Genomic DNA, 24,321 nt, shown 5'->3' with positions numbered 1-24,321 from the left:
TGTGCATCAGATGACTCGTAGTCGGACCAGTGCGCCCAGCGTCAACGCCCCCGGAATGATGGGGATCCAGACCGTGATGATCCGATAGGCCAGCACCACCGCCGTGGCCACCGCGACCGGGCCGCCCGCCGCCACCAGCGCCACGATCAGCGCGGCCTCCACCGAGCCGATCCCGCCCGGCGTGGGCACCAGCGCGACCGCGACCGTCGCCGCCAGGTAGGCGAGCGCCATCTGCGCGGGCGGCACCGGCAGGTTCAACGCCTGCCCCACCGCGACGAGTCCGGCCGCCTGCAGCGCGGGGAACGCCAGCGAACCGCCCCACAGGGCGAACGCCCGGGCCGGCCGGGTGTGCACGGAACGGGCCTCGGTCAGCGCCGTACGGAGGAACGACAGGACCGCCGTACGCAGTCGTCGTACCAGGACGAGGGTCAGGACCGCCGCGCACAGCACGCCGCCGATGACGAGGAGCAGCGGGCCAACTGCCCCCGCCGGTATGAGAGTTCCCAGGCGCAGGGCGTCCGGGAAGGCGATCAGCAGGCCGGTGAGCAGGGTCAGCCGGGCTATCGACTCGGCGAGCAGGAACAGGGCCAGCGCGGCCGAGGAACGGGCCAGCGGCAGCCCGCACACCGTCAGGAAGCGGAGGTTGACCGCGCCCGCGCCAAGTCCCGTGGGCAGCAGATGGTTTGCCGCGCCCGCCGCGAACTGTGTGGCCAACAGCCGCCGCGCGGGCAGTCGTTCGACCACGGCACCCTGCCGGGTGAACGCGGCGGCGACCCAGGTCAGACAGGTGGCACCGGCCGCCGCCACCAGCCAGGGCCACTCCGCCGACCGCAGCTGGCCGAAGCCCTCGACGAGCACGGACCGGTGCTGTATGGCGACGACGGTGACCAGGAGCAACGGAAGCAGGCACAGGATCTGCCGGACGCGGATGTGTCTCACATCACTGGAGGTTCTCCGCGCCACGACAACTGCGGGTTGCGGCAGCGGAGACAGTTCCTTACGCGCGTCGTTACACGAGGCTGCGGCAGCGAAGGCGTTGACCTCAATGCCGCTTGAGGTCCTACGGTCTCTCCCATGAGCATGGAGAGCACCGCCTGGACCCAATTGCACAGTGTCATGACCGCAGAACAGGAGCGCCGCCCGTTCGCCCGCGCCACGCTGCGCCGCATCGCGGAGTTCGCGCGGCCGCACCGCCGGCCGATCGCGCGCTTCGTCCTGCTCGGGGTGGTGACCGCGTTGCTCGCCGTCGCGACCCCCGTACTGGCCGGACACGTCGTCGACGCGATCGTGTCGGGGGGCGACGACGGCACCGTCGTACGCCTCGCCCTGCTCATCGCCCTGATCGCGGTCGCGGAGGCGGCGCTCGGCATTCTTGGCCGGCGGCTCTCCTCGGCGCTCGGGGAAGGGCTCATCCTCGATCTGCGGACAGCTGTGTTCGATCATGTGCAGCGCATGCCGGTCGCGTTCTTCACACGTACCCGTACGGGCGCGCTCGTCTCCCGACTCAACAACGACGTCATCGGCGCCCAACGGGCGTTCAGCAACACCCTGTCCGGAGTGGTCAGCAACGTCGTGACACTGCTGCTCACGCTGGCCGTCATGCTCACCCTGTCCTGGCAGATCACCCTGCTCGCGCTCGTGCTGCTCCCGGTGTTCGTGATCCCGGCCCGCCGGATGGGCAGCCGGATGGCGAGCATGCAGCGCGAGGCGGCCACGCTCAACGCGGCGATGGGCACCCGCATGACCGAGCGCTTCTCCGCCCCCGGCGCCACCCTCGTCAAACTCTTCGGCCGCCCCGAGGAGGAGTCCCTGGAGTTCGCAGAGCGCGCGAGCCGGGTCCGCGACATCGGCGTCCGCACGGCCACCGCCCAGTCGGTGTTCATCACCTCCCTGACCCTCGTCTCCGCCCTGGCCCTCGCCCTCGTCTACGGCCTCGGCGGCTGGTTCGCCCTGCACGGCACCCTGGAGCCCGGCGCCGTCGTCTCCCTCGCCCTGCTCCTGACCCGCCTCTACGCCCCGCTCACCGCCCTCGCCGGAGCCCGCGTCGAGGTGATGAGCGCCCTCGTCAGCTTCGAGCGCGTCTTCGAGGTCCTCGACCTCAAGCCCCTGATCGAGGACAAACCCGACGCCCGCGAGGTCCCCGAGGGCCCGGTCGCCGTCGAGTTCGACGAGGTCCGCTTCGCCTACCCCTCCGCCGACAAGGTCTCCCTCGCCTCACTGGAAGAGGTCGCCTCCCTCGACACCCGCGGCGGCGCCGATGTCCTGCACGGCATCTCCTTCCGCGCCGAACCCGGCCAGACTATCGCCCTCGTCGGCTCCTCCGGCGCCGGCAAGTCGACGATCGCCCAACTCCTGCCCCGGCTCTACGACGTCGACAAAGGCGCCGTCCGTGTCGGCGGCGTCGACGTCCGCGACCTCACCGCCGCCTCCCTGCGGGCCACGCTCGGCATGGTCACCCAGGACGGCCACCTGTTCCACGACTCGGTCCGCGCCAACCTCCTACTGGCCCAACCCGCCGCGACCGAGGACGAGTTGTGGGACGCGCTGCACCGCTCCCGCCTCGACGATCTCGTACGGTCCCTGCCCGACGGCCTGGACACGGTCGTCGGCGAACGTGGCTACCGTCTCTCCGGAGGCGAGCGTCAACGCCTCACCATCGCCCGGCTGTTGCTGGCCGGCCAGCGCGTCGTCATCCTCGACGAGGCCACCGCGCACCTGGACAACACCTCGGAAGCGGCCGTCCAGGAGGCGCTCACCGAGGCGTTGCAGGGTCGGACGGCCGTGGTGATCGCCCACCGGCTGTCCACGGTGCGCTCCGCCGACCAGATCCTCGTCGTCGAGGCGGGCCGCATCGTGGAACGCGGCACGCACGACCAACTCCTCGCCGCCGACGGCCGATACGCCGAGCTGTACCGCACGCAGTTCGAGAAGCAGCAGCCGGAGACGGTCGCCTGAGGCCGTACGACGGAGGGTGTCAGGGCTCGCGGTGCTCGTGCGCCGCCTGCTCCAACTCCTCGGCCTCCGCCTCGGCCACCCGGATCTCGGCCTCCACGTCGATCGAGCGGCTCAGCCACCAGTACAGCAGCGCGGCGACCGGCAGCCCGACGAACAGGGACAGGTCGGCGCCGTCCATGGCATGGGCGATGGGCCCGACGTAGAGGGTGCCGACGGAGAAGAACGGCACCATCACACCGAAGCCGACCAGGTAGGAGATGATGCCGTGCCAGCCCCAACGGCCGTAGATGCCGTGCGGGTTGAAGATCTCCGCGATGGCGTAGTGGCCGCGGCGCACCACGTAGTAGTCCATGAGGTTGACCGCGGTCCACGGGATGAACAGATAGAGCACCAGCAGCAGGAAGTTGTTGAAGTTGGTGAGGAAGTCGGAGGTCGCGGCCATCGCGCCGACCAGGGACAGAAGGGCCGTCAGCCCGATCGTCAACGCCCGTACGCCCACGGTCGGTTGGACCTTCTTGAACGAGTCGATCGCGCTGATCAGGGTCAGTGAACCGCCGTACATGTTCAGCGCGGTCACGGAGACCAGACCCAGGGTGGCGAAGAGGAGCACGATCGCGCCGAAGCCGCTGAACACCTTGTCGCCCGCCGCGTTGATCGAGCGGATCGTGTCGAAGTCCTTGCCCGCCCAGGCGGCGAGCAGCGCACCGAGCGTCATCAGCCAGACCCCGCCGAGCGCCGAGCCGAAGTAGGTCCAGTAGAAGGTCTTGCGGACGGTCACGTCCGGCGGGAGGTAGCGCGAGTAGTCCGAGACGTAGATCGCCCAGCTGATCTGGTAGCCGGCGACCACGCCGAACTGCGCGAGGAATGGCGTCCAGGAGAAACCGCCGAGGTCGAAGGAGCCGGCCGGGTAGTGCAGGGTCGCCAGCACCCCCACGGTGAAGATCCCGAAGACGACCAGGAAGGTGTACGTCAGGAACTGCTCCGCCTTGTGGATGACGTCGTAGCCCACCAGCGCGATCACGAAGCCGATCACGGTGACCACGGCCACCCACATCTTGGTGCCGCCGTGCACGGTGGTGTGCAGGGCCTCGCCGGCGAGGATCGTGTTGAAGACGTTGAAGCCCGCGTACTGCACATACGCGAACAGCCACACCAACAGGGCGCCCACGTAACCGAATTGGGGCCGCGACTGGATCATCTGCGGCAGCCCCAGCTGCGGGCCCTGGGCCGAGTGGAAGGCCATGAAGAAGGTGCCGAGCAGGGTGCCCGCGACGATCGCGATGAGCGACCAGATGAGGTTGCCGCCCTCGGTGATGCTGATCAGGCCGACCGCCAGCGTGGCGATCTGCGCGTTCGACATGAACCACAGAGGCCCCAGGTGCCACAGCTTGCCGTGGCGTTCGTTGAGAGGCACATAGTCGATGGAACGTATCTCCAGCCCGGACACCCGGGGCTCTGATGCAGTGGTCACGGCGTCTCCAGGGTGCTGATCCGGCCTGTGTGGCCACATTCATCCCCGGCACGGGACCCGGCAACCGCAACCGGAACTGTGAACCACGGTCTTTACCTGGTCCTTACAGGACCCGCGTCCGGCCGGTCGGCGTGAGGTCGGGGAATCCCCGGGGACACCGACCGCGCACACGGCTCGCGGTAAAGTAGGAGACCAGCCCTTGACCTGCATAAACGCAGGCAGGGAGCCGAGATTCGGGAGTGCCTCCATGCTGCGTACCATGTTCAAGTCCAAGATCCACCGAGCCACCGTCACCCAGGCCGACCTGCACTACGTGGGATCGGTGACCATCGACGCGGACCTTCTCGACGCCGCCGATCTGCTGCCCGGCGAGCTGGTCCACATCGTCGACATCACCAACGGCGCCCGCCTGGAGACGTACGTCATCGAGGGCGAGCGGGGCACCGGTGTCATCGGGATCAACGGGGCCGCGGCCCACCTCGTGCATCCCGGAGACCTGGTGATCATCATCAGTTACGCTCAGGTGTCCGACGCCGAGGCGCGGGCGCTTCGGCCCCGGGTCGTGCACGTGGACTCCGCCAACCGGATCGTGGGCCTGGGCGCCGATCCGTCCGAGCCGGTGCCGGGTTCGGAGCAGGCGCGCAGCCCGCAGGCCGTCACGGCCTGACCGTCCCACCAGGAGGATGCCCATGAGCGAGATCGAGATCCGCGACGACCGGGCGGCGGGCCGCCTGGAGGCGATCGGCGACGGTGAAGTCGTAGGCCACATCGAGTACTTCGTCCTCGAAGCCCCCGCGCGCGCCCTCGTCCCGGTCCACACGATCGTGGAACCGGCCCACGAGGGAAAGGGCATCGCGGGTTCCCTGGCCCGCGAGCTGTACGGCATCGCGGCCCGCGAGGGCATCGTCGTCGCCCCGCTCTGCCCGTACGTCGTCAAGTGGGCGGAACGCCACCCCGCCGAAGCCCCGGCCGCCGACCCGGAGTTGCTGCGGGCGGCGATGGAGTGGCTCAGGGCGCATCCGGGTCGGTTCTAGGACACCGTCGGTTCTTGAACACCGTTCGTTTCTCGGGTGGTTCCGGGGCCGGCCGCCGGTGCTCGGGCGGCGCGGGTCGGCTGAGCCCACTCGGGTGAGTGACGGGGCGGGCGGTGGGTACGCGGGGGAGTAGTCCAGAGCCGACGTACCGACTGGCTGGAGGACACGATGACCGACCCGTATCCCGACCCCGTACCACCAGGTCCGACGCCGGGCCCGGTCCCGGGCCCCACGCCGAGCCCCGAGCCCCCGCGACCACTCCCGACACCACCGCCGAACCCCCGCCCGGTTCCGGGGCCGCCTCCGTCCCCGATCCCACCGGGCCCGGAGCCGGTGCCGCCGCCGGAACCGGGACCACCGCTCACCTGAAACCGGCCGTCCGACCGTTGTCCTGGCAGGATGACCGCATGGAACGTGTGCTGGGAATCGGCGGATATTTCCTGCGGGCCACCGACCCGGAGGCCCTGAGCGCGTGGTACCGCGACTGCCTCGGCCTGGACACCGACGAGCACGGGCTCTGGCGTCAGGAGGCCGGGCCGACGGTGTTCGCGGCGTTCGAGTCCGGGACCGACTACTTCGGGTCCCGGACCCAGCAGACCATGCTCAACTTCCGGATCCGCGACCTCGACGCGATGCTCGCGCAGCTGCGTGCCAAGGGCGCGGACGTGGCGGAGGAGACGCAGGACATGGACGGCATCGGCCGATTCGGCTGGGTCACCGACCCCGAGGGCAATCGCATCGAACTGTGGCAGCCCGCCTGACCGTCCCTACGTCAGGCGGGCTGCTTCAGCAGACGGGCGTCAGGCGCCTCAGGCCGTGACCTCCGAGCGGTCACCGCCCCACAGCGTGTGGAACGCCCCGTCCCGGTCCACGCGGCGATACGTGTGCGCCCCGAAGAAGTCCCGCTGCCCCTGCGTGAGCGCCGCAGGCAGCCGTTCGGCGCGCAGCGCGTCGTAGTAGGCGAGGGCCGCCGAGAAGCCCGGCGTGGGGACGCCCTGGCGGGTCGCGGCGACGACGACTTCGCGCCAGTCGTCCTGCGCCGCAGCGATCTCCTGCGCGAACGTCTCGTCGGACAGCAGGCTCGGCAGGTCCGCGCGGGTGTCGTACGCGGTGCGGATGCGGTCGAGGAAGGCCGCGCGGATGATGCAGCCACCGCGCCAGATCGAGGAGACCGCGCCGAGGTCGACGTTCCAGTCGTACTCCTCGCTGCCTGCCGCGATCTCGTGGAAGCCCTGCGTGTACGACACGATCTTCGACGCGTACAGCGCCTGCTCGACCCGGTCCGCGAAGGCCGCCGCCTCGGACTCGCCCAGGGGGGTCGCCGTCGGTCCGGAAAGACCCCGTGACGCCTCGCGCAGTGCCGCGTGGCCGGAGATCGAGCGGGCGAAGACCGCCTCCGCGATGCCCGAGACCGGGACGCCGAGGTCGAGGGCGATCTGGACCGTCCAGCGGCCGGTGCCCTTCTGCTCGGCCTGGTCGACGACCACGTCCACGAACGGCTTGCCGGTGGCCGCGTCCACGTGGGACAGCACCTCGGCGGTGATCTCGATCAGGTAGGAGTCCAGCCGGCCCGTGTTCCAGGTGCGGAAGATGTCGGCGATCTGCGCGGGGGAGTACCCGGCGACATCGCGCAGCAGCTGGTACGCCTCGCCGATCAGCTGCATGTCGGCGTACTCGATGCCGTTGTGCACCATCTTCACGAAGTGCCCGGCGCCGTCGGGACCCACATGGGTCACGCAGGGCGCCCCGTCCTCGGCCTTCGCGGAGATCTTCTCCAGCATCGGACCGAGCGAGTCGTACGACTCCTTCGGGCCACCCGGCATGATGCTCGGCCCGTGCAGCGCGCCCTCCTCGCCGCCGGAGACGCCCATGCCGACGAAGTGGATGCCCTGTTCGCGCAGGTCGCGCTCCCGGCGCCGGGTGTCCGCGAAGTGCGCGTTGCCGCCGTCGATGATCATGTCGCCGGGTTCGAGGAGCGGGGCGAACTCCTGGATCACCGCGTCCGTCGGGTCACCGGCCTTCACCATGATGACCAGGCGGCGGGGCCGCTCCAGCGCCGCCACGAAGTCCTTGGCCGTCTCCGCCGCGATGAAGTCGCCCTCGCTCCCGAACTCCTCCACCAGGGCGTTCGTACGTGCCGCCGTCCGGTTGTGCACAGCGACCGTATAGCCGTTGCGGGCGAAGTTGCGGGCGAGGTTGCGGCCCATGACCGCGAGCCCCGTGACGCCGATCTGGGCTGAAGTGCTCATTCGGTTGGCTCCTAAAGATCAGGAAGGTCCTGACATCGGTGGTACCGGTCGTGCCAAGCCAGTATTGCCGCACTGACCATCCTGGCCTGCCGGTACCCCGATCGCACGTGCTCAGCGGAACCGGAGCGGGTTACCGGTCACTTGAGCCACAGGGAGGCTTGTTGCCGTCTTGTCATGGCCTGTTCGGGGCGCTTATTTTTGGCCCTCCTGACGCATGTGGAGGGGGATTCCCCATGGCCGTACGCGGCCGGCACCGCCGGTATCAGCCGAACAGGATCAACCGGGCCTCGCTGCTCACGGTCACGGCGGGCGGCGCGGGCATCGCGATCCCCCTCGTCGGCGCCGGTGCGGGCACCGCCCAGGCCGCCGATGTGAGCACCTGGAACAAGGTCGCCGCCTGCGAGTCGAGCGGCGACTGGAGCATCAACACCGGCAACGGGTATTTCGGCGGGCTGCAGTTCACCCAGTCCACCTGGGAGGCCTACGGCGGCACGGCGTACGCGCGCCGCGCGGATCTCGCCACCCGGGACCAGCAGATTGCCGTCGCGGAGAAGGTGCTCAAGGGCCAGGGTCCCGGCGCCTGGCCGGTGTGCTCGGTGCGCGCCGGGCTCACCCGGGGCGGCGGCACCCCCGACATCCACACCGGCGGCACCAAGGCCACCGGCAGGACCACGACCAAGTCCAAGGCCGAGGACACGAAGACGCAGACCGCCAAGCGGTCCGTGAAGGACGTACAGCCGCAGACCACACCGCAGTCCCGCGCGGGCACGGCCGAGATGTACACGGTCGTGCGCGGCGACACCCTCTCCGGGATCGCCGAGACCGAGCGCGTCGACGGCGGCTGGCACGGGCTCTACGCCGCGAACCGCACGACCGTCGGCAGCGACCCCGACCTGATCCTGCCGGGACAGCGCCTGAGTCTGCGGGCCAAGGCCGACCCGAAGGCACACACGACGACGAAACCGGCCACCAAGTCCTCGACGAAGAAGGCCACTTCGCACACCGCCGAGAAGGCCACCACCAAGAAGGCGACGACGAGTCACTCCGTCGTCGCCCCTGTGAACGCCCCCATCGGCACCGCGTACCACGCGGAGGGCTCCGCCTGGTCGAAGGGCTACCACACCGGCGTCGACTTCCTTGTCCCCACGGGCACTTCGGTCAAGGCCATCGAGCAGGGGACGGTCGTCAGCGCGGGGTGGGCGGGGTCGTACGGCTACCAGGTCGTGATCCGGCATGCCGACGGGCGCTACTCGCAGTACGCGCACCTGTCCGCGATCTCGGTGCGTGACGGTCAGTCGGTCGGTGCCGGGCAGCGCATCGGACGGTCGGGGTCCACCGGCAACACCACGGGCCCGCATCTGCACTTCGAGGTGCGGACGGGGCCCGGCTTCGGTACCGACATCGACCCGCTCGCTTATCTGCGGGCCGGCGGCGTCAGGATTTGACTCGCATACGGTGCCGGTCGGGCACCGGCATCATCACGTAGGGGCCCGCGTAGAGCGGCCCGAAGAAGCGTGGTGGTTCATCGGCGCCGACCGGCTCCAGGTTCTCGTAACCCTCGCCGGCCGGGACGGCCGCCGGGGCCGGGATCAGCACCTCCTCGCCGGTGATGTCGGCGTCGACGTTCGCGCTCACGTCGACGGGCTGTCCAGGGAGGGCGTCGAGCAACTCCTCGATGGGCGAGGGTGCGACAGGTGCGATGGGCGGCGCGTCGGTGGCCGGTGCGTGCTCGCTCTCCAGCCGCTCCGTGGTCAGCAGGATCAGGCCGCCCGCGGCGACCACGCCGGCGCTCAGGGCGAGCAGGGTGCCCGTCGTGCCGTAGCGGAAGGTCTCGCCGAACATCGTGATGCCGACGACGGCCGCCACCACCGGGTTCACGACGGTCAGGACCGCGAGCGGAGCCGCCAGGCCCGCGCCCCGGTAGGACGCCTGCGACAGCATCAGGCCGGCCACCGCGAACACGGCTATCACGGCCAGGAAGGGGATGTCGGTGGCGGAGACCGCGCCGTTGTCCCAGTCGACCGTCACCGTCTTGGTGAACACCGAGGACATACCGAAGGCTATGCCGGACGCGGTAGCCAGCAGCACGCTGCGCACCGCCGGGTGCCGGTGTGCCGCGCGGCCCGCGATCATCAGGGTGGCGACCACCGCGCCGGTGAACACGGCCACGGACACCCGCTGGGCGGTGCTCAGCGAGTGACTGTCGGACGCGCCGACCAGGGACAGCAGACCCGCGAGACCGATCGTCGCCATGATCGCGCCGCGCCAGGCGGTGGACCCGGCCTTGCGGCCGACGAACAGGGCCGCCATCGGCAGCGCGAACACGATCGTCAGGGCACCCAGGGGCTGCACCAGGCTCAGCGGGCCGTAGGCCAGCGCCACCACGTGCAGCAGACCGCCCGTACCGTTCAGCGCGACGGCCGCCCACCAGCTCGGGCGGCGCAGCGGCGCGTACTCCTGGTCGGGAGAGGACACCGCGACGCGCTCCTGCACGATCGCCCCGCCGGCGTACGCCACGGCGGAGACGAGCGACAGCACGATGGACAACGCGAGGGCGCTCATCGGCAGCTCCTCTGCGTCAGGCGGGCGCCTCTGGCACCACGCGGCGAACGGTCGGCTTTCATACGGAACACGATGCCGTGTGAAGTTCTTCCCGTCGTCGTACCTGAGCACCGATTGGGTAGTACTGCCGATGGAGTACGAAAGGGTCCCTGTCCTCCCCAAGGTGGGTGACACCGGAGCACACCCCCCCCGGGGAAACCCCTAGGAGCCTTGGTACTACTGCTGTTCGTGGACCTCGACCCCGAACTCGCCGCGCTCCGCCCCCTCGGTGGCTTCTTCGTACTACGCACGGGCGCGGCACCGCGCGGTCCGCTGCCGACGCTCGCGCGGACCTACGAAAATCCGGCGTCGGATGTTTACGGAAATTCCCTGACTTTTCGTGTTCATGCCGTTGCGGAGCGTCTCCAGGCCCCTGAGCTGCGCATTGCCGCCTCCATCGCCCAACAGGCGCTCGCGGCCCGGCTGTGTTCAGTGGCGCTCGGCTGCGCCGCCCTGTACGGCCGCATCCCCGACCTCGACCCCCGGCTGCTGCACTGGGACGCCGACAGCAGCGCGCCGGACGACCTGTGGCTGGCCGAGGTCCGCCCGCTGCCCGCCGAGGCCCTCGCGGACGCCGTGCTCCACGGCCACCTCGAACCGCTGACCGCGGCCCTGGTCGCCCACTACCGCATGTCCACCGGCCTCCTGTGGGGCAACGCGGCCTCCGCGCTGGCGGGTGCCGCACGGGAACTGGACCGCTGGGCACGCACGCGTGGCCGTACGGACGTGGCCACGCGCGCGCGTGCGCTCGCCGCGGAACTCCTCGCCCACCCCCTCCTCGCCGGCACCGGAACCCTCACCGGCACCGCCTTCCGCCGCCGCAGCTGCTGCCTCTACTACCGGGTCCCCGGCGGCGGGGTCTGCGGTGACTGCTGCTTCACACAGCCGCCCGGCTCTTCCCCAAGAGCCACTTCTGGGTGAACATGAGTGCAATCAGCCGCCGAGAACAAGGGGTTTCGGGTGCGAGTGGGACTGCTGACCCGGGAGTACCCGCCGGATGTGTACGGCGGCGCGGGCGTCCATGTGGAGTTCCTCGCCCGGGAGTTGAGGCCCCTGGTCGATCTCGACGTGCACTGCTGGGGCGAGGGCCGCACGGAGGGCGTCGTACGTCACCGCCCCTGGCCGACCCTCGACGGCGCCAACGACGCCCTGCGCACCTTCTCCGTGGACCTCTCCATGGCCGCAGGACTCGAAGGCCGCGAACTCGTCCACTCCCACACCTGGTACGCCAACCTGGCCGGCCACTTCGCCAAGCTCCTCTACGGCATCCCGCACGTGATGACCGCGCACTCCCTGGAGCCGCTGCGCCCCTGGAAGGCCGAGCAGCTCGGCGGTGGATACGCCCTCTCCAGCTGGGCCGAGCGCACCGCGATCGAGGCCGCCGACGGTGTGATCGCCGTGTCGGGAGCCATGCGCGAGGACATCCTGAACTGCTATTCCTCGCTGGACCCCACCAAGGTGCAGGTCGTCCACAACGGCATCGACACCACGCTCTACCGGCCCGACCACGGCACCGACGTCCTCACCCGGCTCGGCATCGCCCCAGACCGCCCGTACGTCCTGTTCGTGGGCCGTATCACCCGCCAGAAGGGCGTGCCCCATCTGCTGCGCGCGGTGCGGGACATCGATCCGGCCGCGCAGGTCGTGCTGTGCGCGGGAGCGCCCGACACCCCGGAGATCGACCAGGAGTTCCGCGACCTCTTCGCGGAGCTGAGCCGGGTCCGCGCGGGCGTGCACTGGATCCCGCAGATGCTGCCGCGCCCGGAAGTGATCCAGCTCCTGACCCACGCGACCGTGTTCGCCTGCCCCTCGGTGTACGAACCCCTGGGGATCGTCAACCTGGAGGCGATGGCCTGCGGTACGGCCGTGGTCGCCTCGCGGGTCGGGGGCATCCCGGAGGTGGTGGCGCACGGGGAGACCGGCCTTCTGGTGTCCACGGAGGAAGACTTCGAGGAGAACCTGGCGCTGGCCCTCGACTCCGTACTCGCCGACCCGGAGACTGCGAAACGCATGGGCGAGGCCGGGCGGAAGCGCGCGGTGGTCGAGTTCGGCTGGGACGCCGTGGCGCTGCGCACCGCGCGGCTCTACGCGGAGATCCTCGAAAAGGCTTAGTGTGCGCTGCTCAGGGGCAGGCTGGGGTCAACCAGGGTGAGGGGAGCGGCCATGCGTCGTGGCGGACCTTCGGTGCTCGGAATCGTGCTCGCGGGCGGTGAGGGCAAGCGCCTGATGCCGCTGACCGCGGACCGCGCGAAACCGGCGGTCACGTTCGGCGGGACGTACCGCCTCGTGGACTTCGTGCTGTCCAATCTCGTCAACGCCGACATCCTGCGCATCTGCGTCCTCACGCAGTACAAGTCGCACTCGCTGGACCGCCACATCACCACGACCTGGCGCATGTCCAGCCTGCTCGGCAACTACGTCACCCCCGTCCCGGCCCAGCAGCGCCTCGGCCCGCGCTGGTACCTCGGCAGCGCGGACGCGATCCTGCAGTCGCTGAACCTGATCTACGACGAACGCCCCGAGTACGTCGCGGTGTTCGGCGCCGACCACGTGTACCGCATGGACCCGCGCCAGATGCTCGCCCAGCACATCGAGAGCGGCGCGGGCGTCACCGTGGCCGGAATCCGCGTCCCGCGCGCGGAGTCCTCCCAGTTCGGCGTGATCACCCCGGGCTCGGACGGCCAGACGGTCGAGCGCTTCCTGGAGAAGCCCGCCGATCCGCCCGGCCTGGTGGACGACCCGGAGTGCGTCTACGCCTCGATGGGCAACTACATCTTCACCACCAAGGCCCTCATAGAGGCGCTCCAGCGGGACGCGGAGGACCTCGGCTCGGTGCACGACATGGGCGGCTCGATCCTGCCCGCGCTCACCGACCGGGGCGAGGCCGCCCTGTACGACTTCAGCGCCAACCACGTCCCCGGCGAGACCACCCGCGACCAGGGCTACTGGCGCGACGTCGGCACAATGGACGCGTACTACGACGCCCACATGGACCTCATCGCCGAGCGCCCCGCCTTCAACCTCTACAACCGCAACTGGCCCATCTACACCCACTCCGGCCAGCTCTCCCCGGCCCGCTTCAACGCCGGCGGCATGGCCAGCGAGTCGATCATCAGCTCCGGGTGCCTCATCCGCGGCCAGGTCACGCGCTCGGTGCTCTCCCCGGGTGTCGTGGTCGACCCGGGAGCCGTCGTCCAGGGCTCGATCCTGCACGACAACGTCCACATCGGGCGCGGCGCGGTGGTCCGGGGCGCGGTCCTCGACAAGAACGTGGAAGTCCCGCCGGGCGCGACGATCGGCGTCAACCCGGAGCGGGACGCCGAGTTGTACACGGTGTCGAGGGGCGGGGTCATCGCACTCGGCAAGGGCCAACTGGTCACGTAACGGCGGTTCATGGCCCCGGTGCTTTTCGGCCGCACCGGGGCTTTGTCGTGCCGGGGCGCGGGCTTGTCATGTCCCTGGACGGAAGGTGGAATCCGTGTTGTCATGCCAACTGCTGGCCATGACAACGTTGTTATGGAGGTTCCGTGCGCATCAGACGTCTCAAGAACCGACTCGCGTTACTGCTCGCCCTGGCCCTCGGCATCGCCGGGCTGGCCGCCGTCCCCACCGCCAACGCCGCCGCCGACGACGACCCCGTCGTGATCCACGGCCTGAAGGGCGAGTACTACACCCAGTCCGCCCCCGGCGCCTTCGACTTCGCCGACCTCAAGGCCACCGGCTTCGACCCGAACCTCGACTTCGACAACCTCGAACCCCGGCTCGCCTTCACCACCGGTCAGTCGGACGACGTGAGCGTCCGCTGGACCGGCAAGATCGTCCCGACGAAGACCGGTCCCCACACCTTCTCGATCATCGGCGACAACGGCTTCCGCCTGTGGATCGGCGGACAGCTCGCCATCGACCACTGGGTCGACGACTGGGACCGCGAACAGACCGCCGCCCCCATCGAGTTGACCGCCGGCACGGCCTACGACATCAAGGTCGAGTACTTCGAGCACTACGGCGGCTCCAACCTCCACCTCCGCTGGACCGAACCCGGCGGCACCAAGGTCCCCGTCCCGCAGTCGGCCTTCCGCCTCCCCGACGGATACGACTACGACGGCGCCATCGCCGCCACGGTCACGAGCACCGGCCGCACCCTGAAACTCGACTTCGCCCAGCCCCTCGCCGCACCCCCGGCCGACCTGACCGACCACCTCGAAGCGGTGATCGGCGGCACCAAGTGGCCGCTTGGAACGGTCCAATTGGACCCGGCGGACGCACGAACCCTGCTCATCCCGCTCACCGAACCCGTAGTGGGCAACAAGACGGGCACCGCACCCGGCACCGCCGACATCCGCTACGACGGCGACGCCGGCCTCGCCGCGGCCGATGGCAACGTTATCAACGCCTTCTGGAGCACCGGCCCGAACCACTCCACCCACGAACTGCGCACCCAGTGGGCCGACCAGGTGGGCCCGCACAACGTCCTCCCCGAGTACCCGCGCCCCCAGCTCACCCGCACCGACTGGCGCAACCTGAACGGGAGTTGGCAGTTCGCCGCGGCGACGGCGGGCGAACAGCCGCCGGTCGGCAAGAACCTCGCCGAGCGCATCCTCGTCCCGTACCCCGTCGAGTCCCAGCTCTCGGGCCTGGAACGGCACGAGGACCGCATGTGGTACCGCCGCACCTTCACCGTCCCCGCCGACTGGAGGATCGGCTCGGGCAAGCGGCTGATGCTCAACTTCGGCGCCGTCGACTGGCGGGCCGAGGTCTACGTCAACGGCACGAAGGTCACCGAACACCAGGGCGGCTACGACAAGTTCAGCGCCGACGTCACGGACGCCCTGAAGCCCGGCCGCACCCAGGAGTTGATCGTCGGCGTCTACGACCCCACCGACGCGGCGAACGGCGAGAACCCGCCGATCGGCAAGCAACGCCTCGACCCGAGCGGCATCTGGTACACCCCGACCTCGGGCATCTGGCAGACGGTGTGGATGGAACCGGTCGCCCCCGACCACGTCGACTCCCTCAAGCTCACCCCGGACGTCGCCAAGAGCCAACTCACCGTCGAGGCGAAGGGAGTTCGGGACGGCGTACCGATCACAGCGACGGCGTACGACGGAAAGCGCGCGGTAGCCACCGCACACGGCCGCACGGGCGACCCGCTGACCCTGACCATCGCGAACCCCCACCTGTGGTCGCCCGACGACCCGTTCCTCTACGACCTGAAGGTCACCGTCGGCAAGGACCGCGTCGGCAGCTACTTCGGGATGCGTTCGATCGCCGTGGAGAAGGTGAACGGCGTCCCGCGCACGGTCCTCAACGGCAAGCCGATCTTCATGATGGCCACCCTCGACCAGGGCTTCTGGCCCGACGGCCTCTACACAGCCCCCACCGACGAGGCCCTCGCCCACGACCTCAAGGTCCACAAGGAGTTGGGCTTCAACGCCGTGCGCAAGCACATCAAGGTCGAGCCCGACCGCTGGTTCTACTGGGCCGACCGGCTCGGCCTCATGGTGTGGCAGGACATGCCGGCGATGACCGCCGGGGTGAACCCGTCCGCCGCCGCCCGCGCCGAGTACGAGCGCGAGATGAAGCAGATGATCGACGAGCACATCAGCAGCCCGTCGATCGTCATGTGGGTGACGTTCAACGAGGGCTGGGGCCAGTACGACGAGGCCCGGATCGCCGACCAGGCCAAGGCCTGGGACCCGACCCGGCTCGTCAACAGCATGTCCGGCATCAACCTCGGGGTCGACGGCGGCACCGGCGACATCATCGACGAGCACGGCTATCCCAGCCCCGCGCTGCCACCCCACCCGGACGGCCAACGCGCCCTGGTCAGCGGCGAGTACGGCGGTCTCGGGCTCGCGGTGCCGGGACACGCCTGGTCGGTCCAGCAGTCGTACGTGGACGTAGACCCGGCCGCCTACACCGACGACTACCTCGCCAAGCTCGCCGAGGTGCACGCCCTGACCTGCCAGGGGAGCAATGGCGCGGTCTACACCCAAATATCGGACGTCGAGGGCGAGTTGAACGGGCTCATGACGTACGACCGCCGCGTGCTCAAGCCCGACGCGCAGCGAGTGAAGGCCGCACAGCAGGCACTGATCCGCGACGCCTCGCAGGCGACCCCCGCAGGGTGCCCCACCACCTGAACTCCCTTGGAGGACGCATGAGATGGACCCGGCGCCTGCGCCTTGGCATGGCGGGGGCGGTGGCAGTGTCCGCGCTGTTCGCCGCCCCCGCCACCAGCGCCCAGGCCTCGGTCGGCAGTCGACTCACCGACCTGGTCAACCCGTTCATCGGTACCGAGAACGACGGCAACACCTACCCCGGCGCCGCCGTGCCCTTCGGCATGGTGCAGTTCTCGCCGGACACCGGCCACAACACCGGCTACGACTACGCGCAGAACCACATTCGCGGCTTCTCCCTCGTGCACCTCTCCGGCGTGGGCTGCGGCCTCGGCGGCGATCTGCCCGTACTGCCGACGACGGGTGAGGTGACGCAGACGGACTACGCCCAGTACGCGGCCGAGTTCAGCCACGACGACGAGCACGCGAGCCCCGGCTACTACCAGGTCGGCCTGAAATCCGGCATCGAGGCCGAACTCACGGCGACCGCACGCACGGGCGTTCAGCGCTACACCTTCCCGGCTACCGACAAGGCCAACGTCCTGCTCAACGCGGCCCAGTCGCTCCACTCCGGGGTTTCCTCGAAGGTGGAGATCCTCGACAACCGGACCGTGCGGACCACCATCACGGGCCGCGGCTTCTGCCAGGACACCAAGCCGTACACCGTCTACACGATCACCCGCTTCGACCGGCCCTTCACCGAGTACGGCACCTGGAACGGTCCAACGGTAACCGCCGGTTCCAGGACCGGGAGCGGCGGCGCCTACGTCCGCTTCGACACGACCAAGGACCGTACCGTCGAGGCGACCACAGCCCTCTCGTACGTCGACGCGCACGGAGCGGCCGTCAACCTCCGTGCGGAGGGCGGGAGTTCGTTCGACGCGGTACGCCACCGGGCCCAACAGGCCTGGGAGGAACGGCTCGACGACGTTCGCGCGCGGGGTGGGTCCGACAGTCTGCGCCGGACCTTCTACTCGTCCTTGTACCGGTCCTTTCTCGCGCCCAACATCGGCAGCGACGCCGACGGCCGCTACACCGGCTGGGACCAACAGGTCCACCGGGCAAGGGACTTCACGTACTACCAGAACTGGTCCCTGTGGGACACCTACCGCACCCAGTCCCAGCTCCTCGCCCTGCTCGCGCCGCGCGAGGCCCGCGACATGGCGATATCGGTGATCAAGATCGACGAGGAGAGCGGCTGGCTGCCGAAGTGGGGTTACGGCACGGTCGAGACGAACATCATGACCGGCGACCCGGTCACACCGTTCCTCACCAACGCCTATCAACAGAGCTTGCTCAAGGGGTACGAGGAGCGCGCCTACCGGGCGTTGAAGCAGAACGCCGACGGCGTGCCGCCCACCGACTCGGCAGCCGTGGGCCGGGAGGCGAACAAGGAGTACCTCGCCAACGGATTCGCGCCCTACATCAAGGACCGCCCGCACGCGAAGCCCGGTGACTCGGACTACGACCACGGGGCCTCGGCCACCCTCGAGTACGCCCTCTCGGACGCGATGCTCGCGCAGATGGCCCGCGACCTGGGGCACGACGCCGACGCCGCGCGCTATGCCGCCCGCGCCCAGAGTTACCGGAACATCTTCGACCCCTCGACCGGCTTCTTCCGCGCCCGCGACGCCTCCGGCGCCTTCGTCGGTCCGGCCGATCCGGCGCAGAGCGAGGGCTTCCACGAGGGCACGTCGTGGCAGTACCAGTGGCTGGTGCCGCAGGACCTGCCCGGCATGGTCGACCTCATCGGAGGGCAACAGGCGGCCAACGCCCGGCTCGACTCCTTCTTCGCCTACGTCCAACTGCTCGTCGACCCGGCGAAGACAGCCCGCGAGGTGTGGGTCAACGGACCGTACGACTACTACAACGCGGACAAGTACAACCCGCAGAACGAGCCCGACCTCATCGCCCCCTACACCTATCTGTCGACCGGCCAGCCGTGGAAGACGACCGATGTCGTCCATGCCGCGCTGACCTTGTTCACGGACGGTCCGACCGGCATGACCGGCAATGACGACCTCGGCACGATGTCCGCCTGGAACGTGCTGTCGTCGATCGGGATCTTCCCGGTCCAGCCCGGCTACGACACCTGGGGCCTGTCCACGCCCGTCTTCGACCGGGTCGACCTGACCCTGGACCGTCGCTACTACCCGCACGGCGCCCTGACCATCAAGGCGCCCGGCACCTCGGCCGGCGACCGCTACATCCAGGCCGCCCGGACGGACGGGACGTCGTACGACCGGACGTACCTGACAACCGGCCTGCTGCGGTCCGTACGGTCCCTGGACTTCACGGTCGGCCCGCACCCGTCGGAGTGGGGTACGTCACCCCAGGCGGGACCACCGGCACTGAAGTGATCTCAGGCGTCTCTAGAGTCCCGCCCCTCTCAGAGGGGTGGGACCGGGGCCGGATGTAATCTGCTGTTAACTGTGCGTAGCTTGATCGTACTTGACCGTAATCGCTTGTCGGCGCTTGACTGCTTGCTCACCCCTAGTCGACGCGAGGCAAGCAATTGACTTCTGACCTGCTCGCTCCTCTCGACCTTGCGTTCTGGAACATCGAGTCCGACCGGAACCCGATGCATCTGGGCGCGCTCGGCGTCTTCTCGGCGCACTCGCCCACCGCGGGAGCCCACGCCGCCGACCTGCTCGCTTCCCGTGCCGCCGCCGTCCCCGGGCTGCGGATGCGCATCCGGGACGTGTGGCAGCCGCTGTCCCTGTCCTTCGGGAGCGCGACCCGTGAGGCCGATCCCGACTTCGACCCGCTGCACCACGTCCGGCTGCATGCCCCGACCGCCGACTTCCAGGAGGTCGCGGGCCGGCTCATGGAGCGCCCGCTGGAGCGCGGCCGGCCCCCGTGGGAGGCGCATGTGCTGCCCGGCGAGGACGGGGTCTCGTTCGCCGTGCTGTTCAAGTTCCACCACGCCCTGGCCGACGGACTGCGCGCGCTGACCCTCGCCGCCGCCATCCTCGACCCGATGGACATGCCCGAGCGCCGTCCCCGCCCCGCGGAACCCGCGCGGAGCCTGCTGCCCGACGTGCGCAAGCTGCCCGGGCTGCTCCGGGACGCCCTTTCCGACGTGGGCCGGGCCCTCGACATCGGCGCGTCCGTCGCCCGCTCAACCCTGGACGTGCGTTCGTCGTCGGCGCTGACCTCCGAAGCCTCGGGCACCCGCCGTACCGCCGGAGTCGTCGTCGACCTCGACGACGTGCACATCATCCGCAAGACCGTCGGCGGCACCGTCAACGACGTGCTCATCGCCGTCGTCGCCGGCGCCCTGCGCCGCTGGCTCGACGAACGCGGCGACGGCAGCGAGGGCGTCGCGCCCCGCGCCCTGATCCCCGTCTCCAAGCGCCGCCCGCGCAGTGCGCAGCCACAGGGCAACCGGCTCTCCGGGTACCTGATACGGCTGCCCGTCGACGACCCCGACCCGCTCGGGCGGCTCGACTCGGTACGTGCCGCCATGGACCGCAACAAGGACGCCGGACCAAACCGGGGCGCGGGTGCTGTGGCCCTGCTCGCCGACCATGTACCGGCGCTCGGTCACCGGCTCGGCGGACCCCTTGCCGCGCAGGCCGCCCGGCTCTGGTTCGACATCCTGGTCACCAGCGTCCCGCTGCCCGGCATCGGCCTGAAGCTCGGCGGGAACCCGGTCACCGCGGTCTTCCCGTTCGCCCCGCTGGCCGGTGGCCAGTCCCTCGCGGTCGCCGTCTCCACGTTCCGCGGACAGGTCCACTACGGGCTCGTCGCGGACGCCGAGGCCGTACCCGATCTGGATGTGTTCGCCCGCGCCCTCACCGAGGAGGTGGAGACGCTCATCACCGCCTGTGGGTCGTGACGTGGCACGAGTTTGGTGCTGCGGCCCCGCGCTCCGTAAAATTCCCTGTTCGACGGCCGCGCGATCGGAGCGCCGCCGCGGATGACCCAAGGAAACGGCAGCGCGATGACGGTGACAGAGGACGGCTCCATGACCCCGGACGAGGTCGTGTACGGGCCCGGCATCGACCCCGAGCGGCTGGCCGTCTGCCTCAGCGTGCTCGACGAACTCGAGAAGATCGACGTCGACCACCCCGACGCGATCACCGTGCGCCGGGCCACCGCGGGCATCTACCGCAGCGTCAAGCAGCGCCGCCGCCAGGAGCGCCGGGCCGCGAAGACCTCGCACGACAAGGCGGTCACCGAGTCCACCGCGACCGGCTCCGCCCAGCGCATCGACGACGAGACCGAGGGCCTGCTCCCGTCGTCGGTGACGGAGGAGGGCCGGATCGCCGGGATACTCCAGCGCCCGCGCTCCTGCTACACCTGCAAGACCCGGTACGTGGAAGTCGACTACTTCTACCACCAGCTCTGTCCCGACTGCGCCCGCCTGAACCGCGAGAAGCGCGACGACCACGCCGACCTCACCGGCAAGCGCGCGCTGCTCACCGGCGGTCGCGCCAAGATCGGCATGTACATCGCGCTGCGGCTGCTGCGCGACGGCGCGCACACGACGATCACCACGCGCTTCCCGAAGGACGCCATCCGCCGCTTCAAGGCCATGGACGACTCCGCGGACTGGCTGCACCGCCTGGAGGTCGTCGGCATGGACCTGCGCGACCCGGCCCAGGCGGTCGCCCTCGCCGACCAGATCGCCGAGGCCGGCCCGCTCGACGTCCTCATCAACAACGCGACCCAGACCGTACGCCGGCTGCCCTCCGCGTACGCCGCCCTCGTCGACGGCGAGAGCGCCCCGCTGCCCGCCGGTGAGCTGCCCGCCCACCACGTCATCGGCGCCTTCGGCTCCGGCGCGGTCGACGGCCTGGCCGCGCTGCCCGTCGGCATCAGCGGCCTCGACGCCCAGCAGGTCGCCGACCTCGCCCTCGTCGCGGGCAACGCCAGCGTCGCCCGGCACCTCGACGGCACCGCCATCGACGCCGGCGGCCTGGTGCCCGACGTGGTCGACACCAACACCTGGGTGCAGACCATCGAGCAGATCTCCCCGGTGGAGCTTCTCGAGACCCAACTCTGCAACTACACCGCGCCGTTCATCCTGATCAGCAAGCTCCGCCCGGCCATGGCCGCCGCCGCCAGGGCTGCGAAGAGCGGACGCGCGTACATCGTCAACGTCTCGGCGATGGAGGGGGTCTTCGGCCGCGGCTACAAGGGCGCCGGGCACCCCAACACCAACGCCGCCAAGGCCGCGATGAACATGGTGACCCGGACCAGTGGCCAGGAGATGTTCCAGAGCGACGGCATCCTCATGACCTCGGTCGACACCGGCTGGATCACCGACGAACGCCCCCACTACGACAAGCTCCGCCTCGCCGAGGAGGGCTTCCACGCACCGCTCGACCTGGTCGACGGCGCGGCCCGGGTTTACGATCCGATTGTGCGCGGCGAGCAGGGCGAGGACCTGTACGGCGTCTTCCTGAAGGACTACGCGCCCGGCAAGTGGTAACCCGCCACCCCGGACACGAGTCCCGGTGACCGCCGGGTCCCGGCCCTGGTGAGCACCGCGCGAGGAGTTCCCATGGCCAGTGCACACGGCATCGATCCGAGGGCCTTCAAGGACCCCCGCAACCACTACCCGACCGACGCGGAGTTCTACGCGAGCGACCGCCCGGCCCACCCCGTCCTGCCGGAGGACCGCCCGCGCGGCGGCGGGCCCACGACCGCGGTGAAGCACCGCGGGACCTGGGCCACGGTCGCGCTCGTCGCCGGCATCGTCCTGTTGATCCTTGTGGGGATCGCCCTGTTCCCGTAACCCTGTGATCCGGTGATCTCCTGAGGGAGCCGGGCGGGCGACTCGGCGAGCCGCTAAGAGTGAGGCGGCGCGGCCGACCTCAGCCGGTCGTGGACGGCGTACCCGCCCGACGTGTACGCCGCCCGCACCCGGGTCCCGCCGTCCACCAGGAGATCCGCCCCGGTGATCCACTCGGCCTGGTCGGAGGCCAGCCACAGCACGGCCCGTGCGATGTCGGCCGGTTCGCCGATCCGGCCGAGCGGCAGCCCGGCGGCGACCTCCGCCTCGCCGGGCTCCCACACGAACCGAGCCATCTCGGTGCGGACGAGCCCGGGGGAGACGGAGTTGACCCGCACCTTCGGCGCGAGTTCGCCCGCGAGCTGCTGCGTGAGATGAAGCAGCGCCGCCTTGCTGGTGCCGTACGCACCCACGTTCGGCCCGACATGCCCGGCGCCCTCCGTGCACACGTTGACCACCGCGCCGCCGTGCTCCCGCATCCACGCCCGCCAGGCGCACTGCACCAGCCGCAGCGGCGCCTCCACGTTCACGGTGAACGCCGTCCGCCAGGCTTCCGGATCGACCTCCATCAGCGGGCCGTACGGCTGGTTCGTCGCCGCGTTGTTGACGACGACGTCGATCCGCCCGAAGGCGCGCAGCGCGAACTCGGCCAACTCCCTCGGGTGTTCGGGGTCGCCGACATCCCCGGCAAGACCGACCCCGCCCAACTCCTCCGCGACGCGCGCCACTTCGCCGGCGCCCCGCGCGCTCACGCACACCTGTGCCCCGGCCCCGGCGAACGCCTCGGCGACCGCGCGCCCGATCCCGCGCGTACCGCCGGTGACCAGGACGGCCCGGCCCCGCAGACCGTACGACGACGACGTCATCGCCGTACGATCTCATGACGGACCGTCAGTCGACAGCCCCCAGGCGGGAGTTGGGCAGGCGCGAGTTCCGCGCGGCCACTATGCCCAGGACCGTGCGCCAGTCCTCCAGGACCCCGGCGTCGAGGCCGACGACCTTGGCCGCGTCGTCGGCCTGGCGGAGGGTGATCGCGTCGTCGGCGAGCGGATCGCGCTCGAAGGCGGCGGCATCGGCGTGGGACATGGGGCCGCCCTGGGCCCGAAGGGTCAGCGTGCTCTGCGCGGACAGGTCGTGGTCCGGTGAGACGGTGGCCAGATAGCGCTTCGCGGGCACGTGCAGCCGGACCAGGTGGGCGACCCGGTCGCCGAGCAGGGCGTGGACCGCGTCCGCCGCGTGGTCGGCGTGTCCGGCGTCGTCGCCGGGTTGCAGGAGATGCCCGATGTCGTGGACCAGGCCGGCGAGTTGGAGTTCCTTGTCGGCGGGGCGACTTCGGCGCAGCAGTGCGGCCGTCTGCAGCGCGTGATCGTGCAGATCGACCGGATCACCGCTCCGGTCGGGGGTGTCCCAGGCGCCCCGACAGGCGTACAGCAGATCCATCAGCTCCTCGACGCTGCGCAACTCCATGCGTCAGTCCTCCCGCGAGACAGCCCGTGCGGAACGCCAGGAGATCATGACGAGCTTTCGACTCAGCCAACGGGACCTGAACTGCGTGACGCCTTCAGTGACGTAGGTCATGTTCTCGATCGTGTGTCCGCGGATGTAGGCCATGCGGGTGGCCGTCAAACCGCGCATGATGTAACAAACCGGTTCAGGTCATGGCCGAAGAACACGGGGAGACTTGCAATGGTTACCCCATGTTTTCAGCCCCATCGAGCGGCGGCCCGCTCATTTGGTTAACCTGAGGCGGACGGACAGCAACAAGGGGTCCCACCCACACCCATGGTCCGTCCCGGGGCAAGCCGGTCACACCGACTTGCTCTCACACGAGTAACTGGCGCCACCGCGTCCGAACTGCCTTCAACCCACACCCGAGCGGGCCTCAGGTACCGGACCGGAGAATGGCCGGTATGCCCCGAGGGTGACCCGACACAAAAGGAGTGCGCGGTGACACCGGAGAAGACGAACAGCGAGCAACGCCCCAAGGAAACGACGGAGCGTGCGGGCCACCGGTCCGACGAGCTCGGCAGCCTGGCCGTGTGGGCACGGTCCGCCCCCATCCGTCTCGCGGGCTACGAGGACGACCTCGCCGAGCCCCACATCCTGCCCAGCGTGGACTGACCACCTTCGGGACCCATCGCGATCGCCG

At 70.0% G+C, this 24,321-nt stretch carries 21 protein-coding genes; 14 read left to right on the top strand and 7 right to left on the bottom strand.

What is annotated here, in order from left to right; all coding sequences use genetic code 11:
• Positions 1–6: 6 nt before the first annotated feature.
• Complete coding sequence (locus OO70_RS16760; protein ID WP_043670947.1) at positions 7–939, bottom strand: lysylphosphatidylglycerol synthase transmembrane domain-containing protein; 933 nt, start codon at positions 937–939, stop codon at positions 7–9.
• A gap of 141 nt (positions 940–1,080) precedes the next feature.
• Here OO70_RS16760 and OO70_RS16755 point away from each other — a divergent pair, with 141 nt between their 5' ends.
• A complete protein-coding gene (locus OO70_RS16755; protein ID WP_043670944.1) occupies positions 1,081–2,955 on the top strand; it encodes an ABC transporter ATP-binding protein in 1,875 nt (624 codons plus the stop codon).
• 19 nt (positions 2,956–2,974) lie between these two features.
• Here OO70_RS16755 and OO70_RS16750 read toward each other — a convergent pair whose 3' ends face one another.
• Positions 2,975–4,426 carry a purine-cytosine permease family protein gene (locus OO70_RS16750; protein ID WP_199827328.1) on the bottom strand — a complete coding sequence of 484 codons (1,452 nt, stop codon included), beginning with the start codon at positions 4,424–4,426 and terminating at the stop codon, positions 2,975–2,977.
• Positions 4,427–4,673: 247 nt separating this feature from the next.
• Here OO70_RS16750 and panD point away from each other — a divergent pair, with 247 nt between their 5' ends.
• The 3 genes from panD (at position 4,674) to OO70_RS16735 (ending at position 6,221) form a co-directional block, all read left to right on the top strand.
• The gene (panD, locus tag OO70_RS16745; RefSeq protein WP_043670938.1) at positions 4,674–5,093 is read left to right on the top strand and encodes an aspartate 1-decarboxylase; all 420 of its coding nucleotides are present in this window, start codon (positions 4,674–4,676) and stop codon (positions 5,091–5,093) included.
• Complete coding sequence (locus OO70_RS16740; protein ID WP_324604861.1) at positions 5,032–5,460, top strand: GNAT family N-acetyltransferase; 429 nt, start codon at positions 5,032–5,034, stop codon at positions 5,458–5,460. Before panD ends, OO70_RS16740 begins: the two co-directional genes overlap by 62 nt.
• 407 nt (positions 5,461–5,867) lie before the next feature.
• Positions 5,868–6,221, top strand: a complete 354-nt coding sequence (locus OO70_RS16735) for a VOC family protein (RefSeq protein ID WP_043670932.1) — start codon at positions 5,868–5,870, stop codon at positions 6,219–6,221.
• Positions 6,222–6,269: 48 nt separating this feature from the next.
• On the opposite strand, the gene gndA is transcribed toward OO70_RS16735, so the two are convergent.
• Positions 6,270–7,709: an NADP-dependent phosphogluconate dehydrogenase gene (gene gndA / locus OO70_RS16730; RefSeq protein WP_043670929.1), complete on the bottom strand. Its 1,440-nt coding sequence runs from the start codon at positions 7,707–7,709 to the stop codon at positions 6,270–6,272.
• Positions 7,710–7,942: 233 nt separating this feature from the next.
• Here gndA and OO70_RS16725 point away from each other — a divergent pair, with 233 nt between their 5' ends.
• Positions 7,943–9,154, top strand: coding sequence for a transglycosylase family protein (locus tag OO70_RS16725; RefSeq protein WP_043670926.1), 1,212 nt, complete (start codon positions 7,943–7,945; stop codon positions 9,152–9,154).
• Here the strand turns inward: OO70_RS16725 and OO70_RS16720 are convergent.
• Positions 9,144–10,271, bottom strand: coding sequence for a DMT family transporter (locus OO70_RS16720; RefSeq protein WP_043670923.1), 1,128 nt, complete (start codon positions 10,269–10,271; stop codon positions 9,144–9,146). The two genes, OO70_RS16725 and OO70_RS16720, sit on opposite strands and share 11 nt — an antisense overlap.
• A 210-nt stretch (positions 10,272–10,481) precedes the next feature.
• Between OO70_RS16720 and OO70_RS16715 the strand changes: the two genes are divergently transcribed.
• The 8 genes from OO70_RS16715 (at position 10,482) to OO70_RS16680 (ending at position 22,175) form a co-directional block, all read left to right on the top strand.
• Positions 10,482–11,231: a (2Fe-2S)-binding protein gene (locus OO70_RS16715; RefSeq protein WP_043670920.1), complete on the top strand. Its 750-nt coding sequence runs from the start codon at positions 10,482–10,484 to the stop codon at positions 11,229–11,231.
• 39 nt (positions 11,232–11,270) lie between these two features.
• On the top strand, positions 11,271–12,422 hold the full coding sequence (gene glgA, locus OO70_RS16710; protein ID WP_043670916.1) for a glycogen synthase: 1,152 nt from the start codon (positions 11,271–11,273) through the stop codon (positions 12,420–12,422).
• Positions 12,423–12,473: 51 nt separating this feature from the next.
• Complete coding sequence (glgC, locus tag OO70_RS16705) at positions 12,474–13,694, top strand: glucose-1-phosphate adenylyltransferase (RefSeq protein ID WP_043670913.1); 1,221 nt, start codon at positions 12,474–12,476, stop codon at positions 13,692–13,694.
• 143 nt (positions 13,695–13,837) lie between these two features.
• A complete protein-coding gene (locus OO70_RS16700) occupies positions 13,838–16,453 on the top strand; it encodes a glycoside hydrolase family 2 (RefSeq protein WP_043670910.1) in 2,616 nt (871 codons plus the stop codon).
• Between the two features lie 17 nt (positions 16,454–16,470).
• Positions 16,471–18,789 (top strand): GH92 family glycosyl hydrolase, encoded by a 2,319-nt coding sequence (locus OO70_RS16695; protein ID WP_043670906.1) that lies wholly within the window; start codon positions 16,471–16,473, stop codon positions 18,787–18,789.
• A gap of 155 nt (positions 18,790–18,944) precedes the next feature.
• A complete protein-coding gene (locus tag OO70_RS16690) occupies positions 18,945–20,270 on the top strand; it encodes a wax ester/triacylglycerol synthase family O-acyltransferase (RefSeq protein ID WP_043670903.1) in 1,326 nt (441 codons plus the stop codon).
• Between the two features lie 105 nt (positions 20,271–20,375).
• Positions 20,376–21,869 carry an SDR family NAD(P)-dependent oxidoreductase gene (locus OO70_RS16685; RefSeq protein ID WP_043670900.1) on the top strand — a complete coding sequence of 498 codons (1,494 nt, stop codon included), beginning with the start codon at positions 20,376–20,378 and terminating at the stop codon, positions 21,867–21,869.
• Between the two features lie 72 nt (positions 21,870–21,941).
• Positions 21,942–22,175 carry a hypothetical protein gene (locus tag OO70_RS16680; RefSeq protein WP_043670897.1) on the top strand — a complete coding sequence of 78 codons (234 nt, stop codon included), beginning with the start codon at positions 21,942–21,944 and terminating at the stop codon, positions 22,173–22,175.
• Positions 22,176–22,228: 53 nt separating this feature from the next.
• On the opposite strand, the gene OO70_RS16675 is transcribed toward OO70_RS16680, so the two are convergent.
• From OO70_RS16675 to OO70_RS54620, 3 genes are read right to left on the bottom strand one after another with little or no spacing between them, the layout of a single operon-like run.
• A complete protein-coding gene (locus OO70_RS16675; RefSeq protein WP_043670894.1) occupies positions 22,229–23,038 on the bottom strand; it encodes an SDR family oxidoreductase in 810 nt (269 codons plus the stop codon).
• 25 nt (positions 23,039–23,063) lie between these two features.
• The gene (locus OO70_RS16670; RefSeq protein ID WP_043670891.1) at positions 23,064–23,639 is read right to left on the bottom strand and encodes an HD domain-containing protein; all 576 of its coding nucleotides are present in this window, start codon (positions 23,637–23,639) and stop codon (positions 23,064–23,066) included.
• A gap of 3 nt (positions 23,640–23,642) precedes the next feature.
• Positions 23,643–23,798: a hypothetical protein gene (locus OO70_RS54620; protein WP_158711483.1), complete on the bottom strand. Its 156-nt coding sequence runs from the start codon at positions 23,796–23,798 to the stop codon at positions 23,643–23,645.
• 321 nt (positions 23,799–24,119) lie between these two features.
• Between OO70_RS54620 and OO70_RS53770 the strand changes: the two genes are divergently transcribed.
• Positions 24,120–24,293, top strand: coding sequence for a hypothetical protein (locus tag OO70_RS53770; RefSeq protein WP_106971689.1), 174 nt, complete (start codon positions 24,120–24,122; stop codon positions 24,291–24,293).
• Positions 24,294–24,321 lie beyond the last annotated feature (28 nt).

It is taken from the genome of Streptomyces xylophagus (genome assembly GCF_000716435.1).
Taxonomy (GTDB): domain Bacteria; phylum Actinomycetota; class Actinomycetes; order Streptomycetales; family Streptomycetaceae; genus Streptomyces; species Streptomyces xylophagus.
Note: the sequence above shows the minus strand (reverse complement) of the source record. Positions and strands in the feature narration are given on the sequence as shown.

What these genes read in the sequence shown, in the direction of transcription:
- OO70_RS16670 (WP_043670891.1), bottom strand. Translation starts at nt 23,639, where the DNA reads ATGGAGTTGCGCAGCGTCGAGGAGCTGATGGATCTGCTGTACGCCTGT.
- OO70_RS16685 (WP_043670900.1), top strand. Translation starts at nt 20,376, where the DNA reads ATGACGGTGACAGAGGACGGCTCCATGACCCCGGACGAGGTCGTGTAC.
- OO70_RS16695 (WP_043670906.1), top strand. Translation starts at nt 16,471, where the DNA reads ATGAGATGGACCCGGCGCCTGCGCCTTGGCATGGCGGGGGCGGTGGCA.
- glgC (WP_043670913.1), top strand. Translation starts at nt 12,474, where the DNA reads ATGCGTCGTGGCGGACCTTCGGTGCTCGGAATCGTGCTCGCGGGCGGT.
- OO70_RS16680 (WP_043670897.1), top strand. Translation starts at nt 21,942, where the DNA reads ATGGCCAGTGCACACGGCATCGATCCGAGGGCCTTCAAGGACCCCCGC.
- OO70_RS16735 (WP_043670932.1), top strand. Translation starts at nt 5,868, where the DNA reads ATGGAACGTGTGCTGGGAATCGGCGGATATTTCCTGCGGGCCACCGAC.
- panD (WP_043670938.1), top strand. Translation starts at nt 4,674, where the DNA reads ATGCTGCGTACCATGTTCAAGTCCAAGATCCACCGAGCCACCGTCACC.
- OO70_RS16675 (WP_043670894.1), bottom strand. Translation starts at nt 23,038, where the DNA reads ATGACGTCGTCGTCGTACGGTCTGCGGGGCCGGGCCGTCCTGGTCACC.
- OO70_RS16755 (WP_043670944.1), top strand. Translation starts at nt 1,081, where the DNA reads ATGGAGAGCACCGCCTGGACCCAATTGCACAGTGTCATGACCGCAGAA.
- OO70_RS16720 (WP_043670923.1), bottom strand. Translation starts at nt 10,271, where the DNA reads ATGAGCGCCCTCGCGTTGTCCATCGTGCTGTCGCTCGTCTCCGCCGTG.
- OO70_RS16725 (WP_043670926.1), top strand. Translation starts at nt 7,943, where the DNA reads ATGGCCGTACGCGGCCGGCACCGCCGGTATCAGCCGAACAGGATCAAC.
- gndA (WP_043670929.1), bottom strand. Translation starts at nt 7,709, where the DNA reads ATGAGCACTTCAGCCCAGATCGGCGTCACGGGGCTCGCGGTCATGGGC.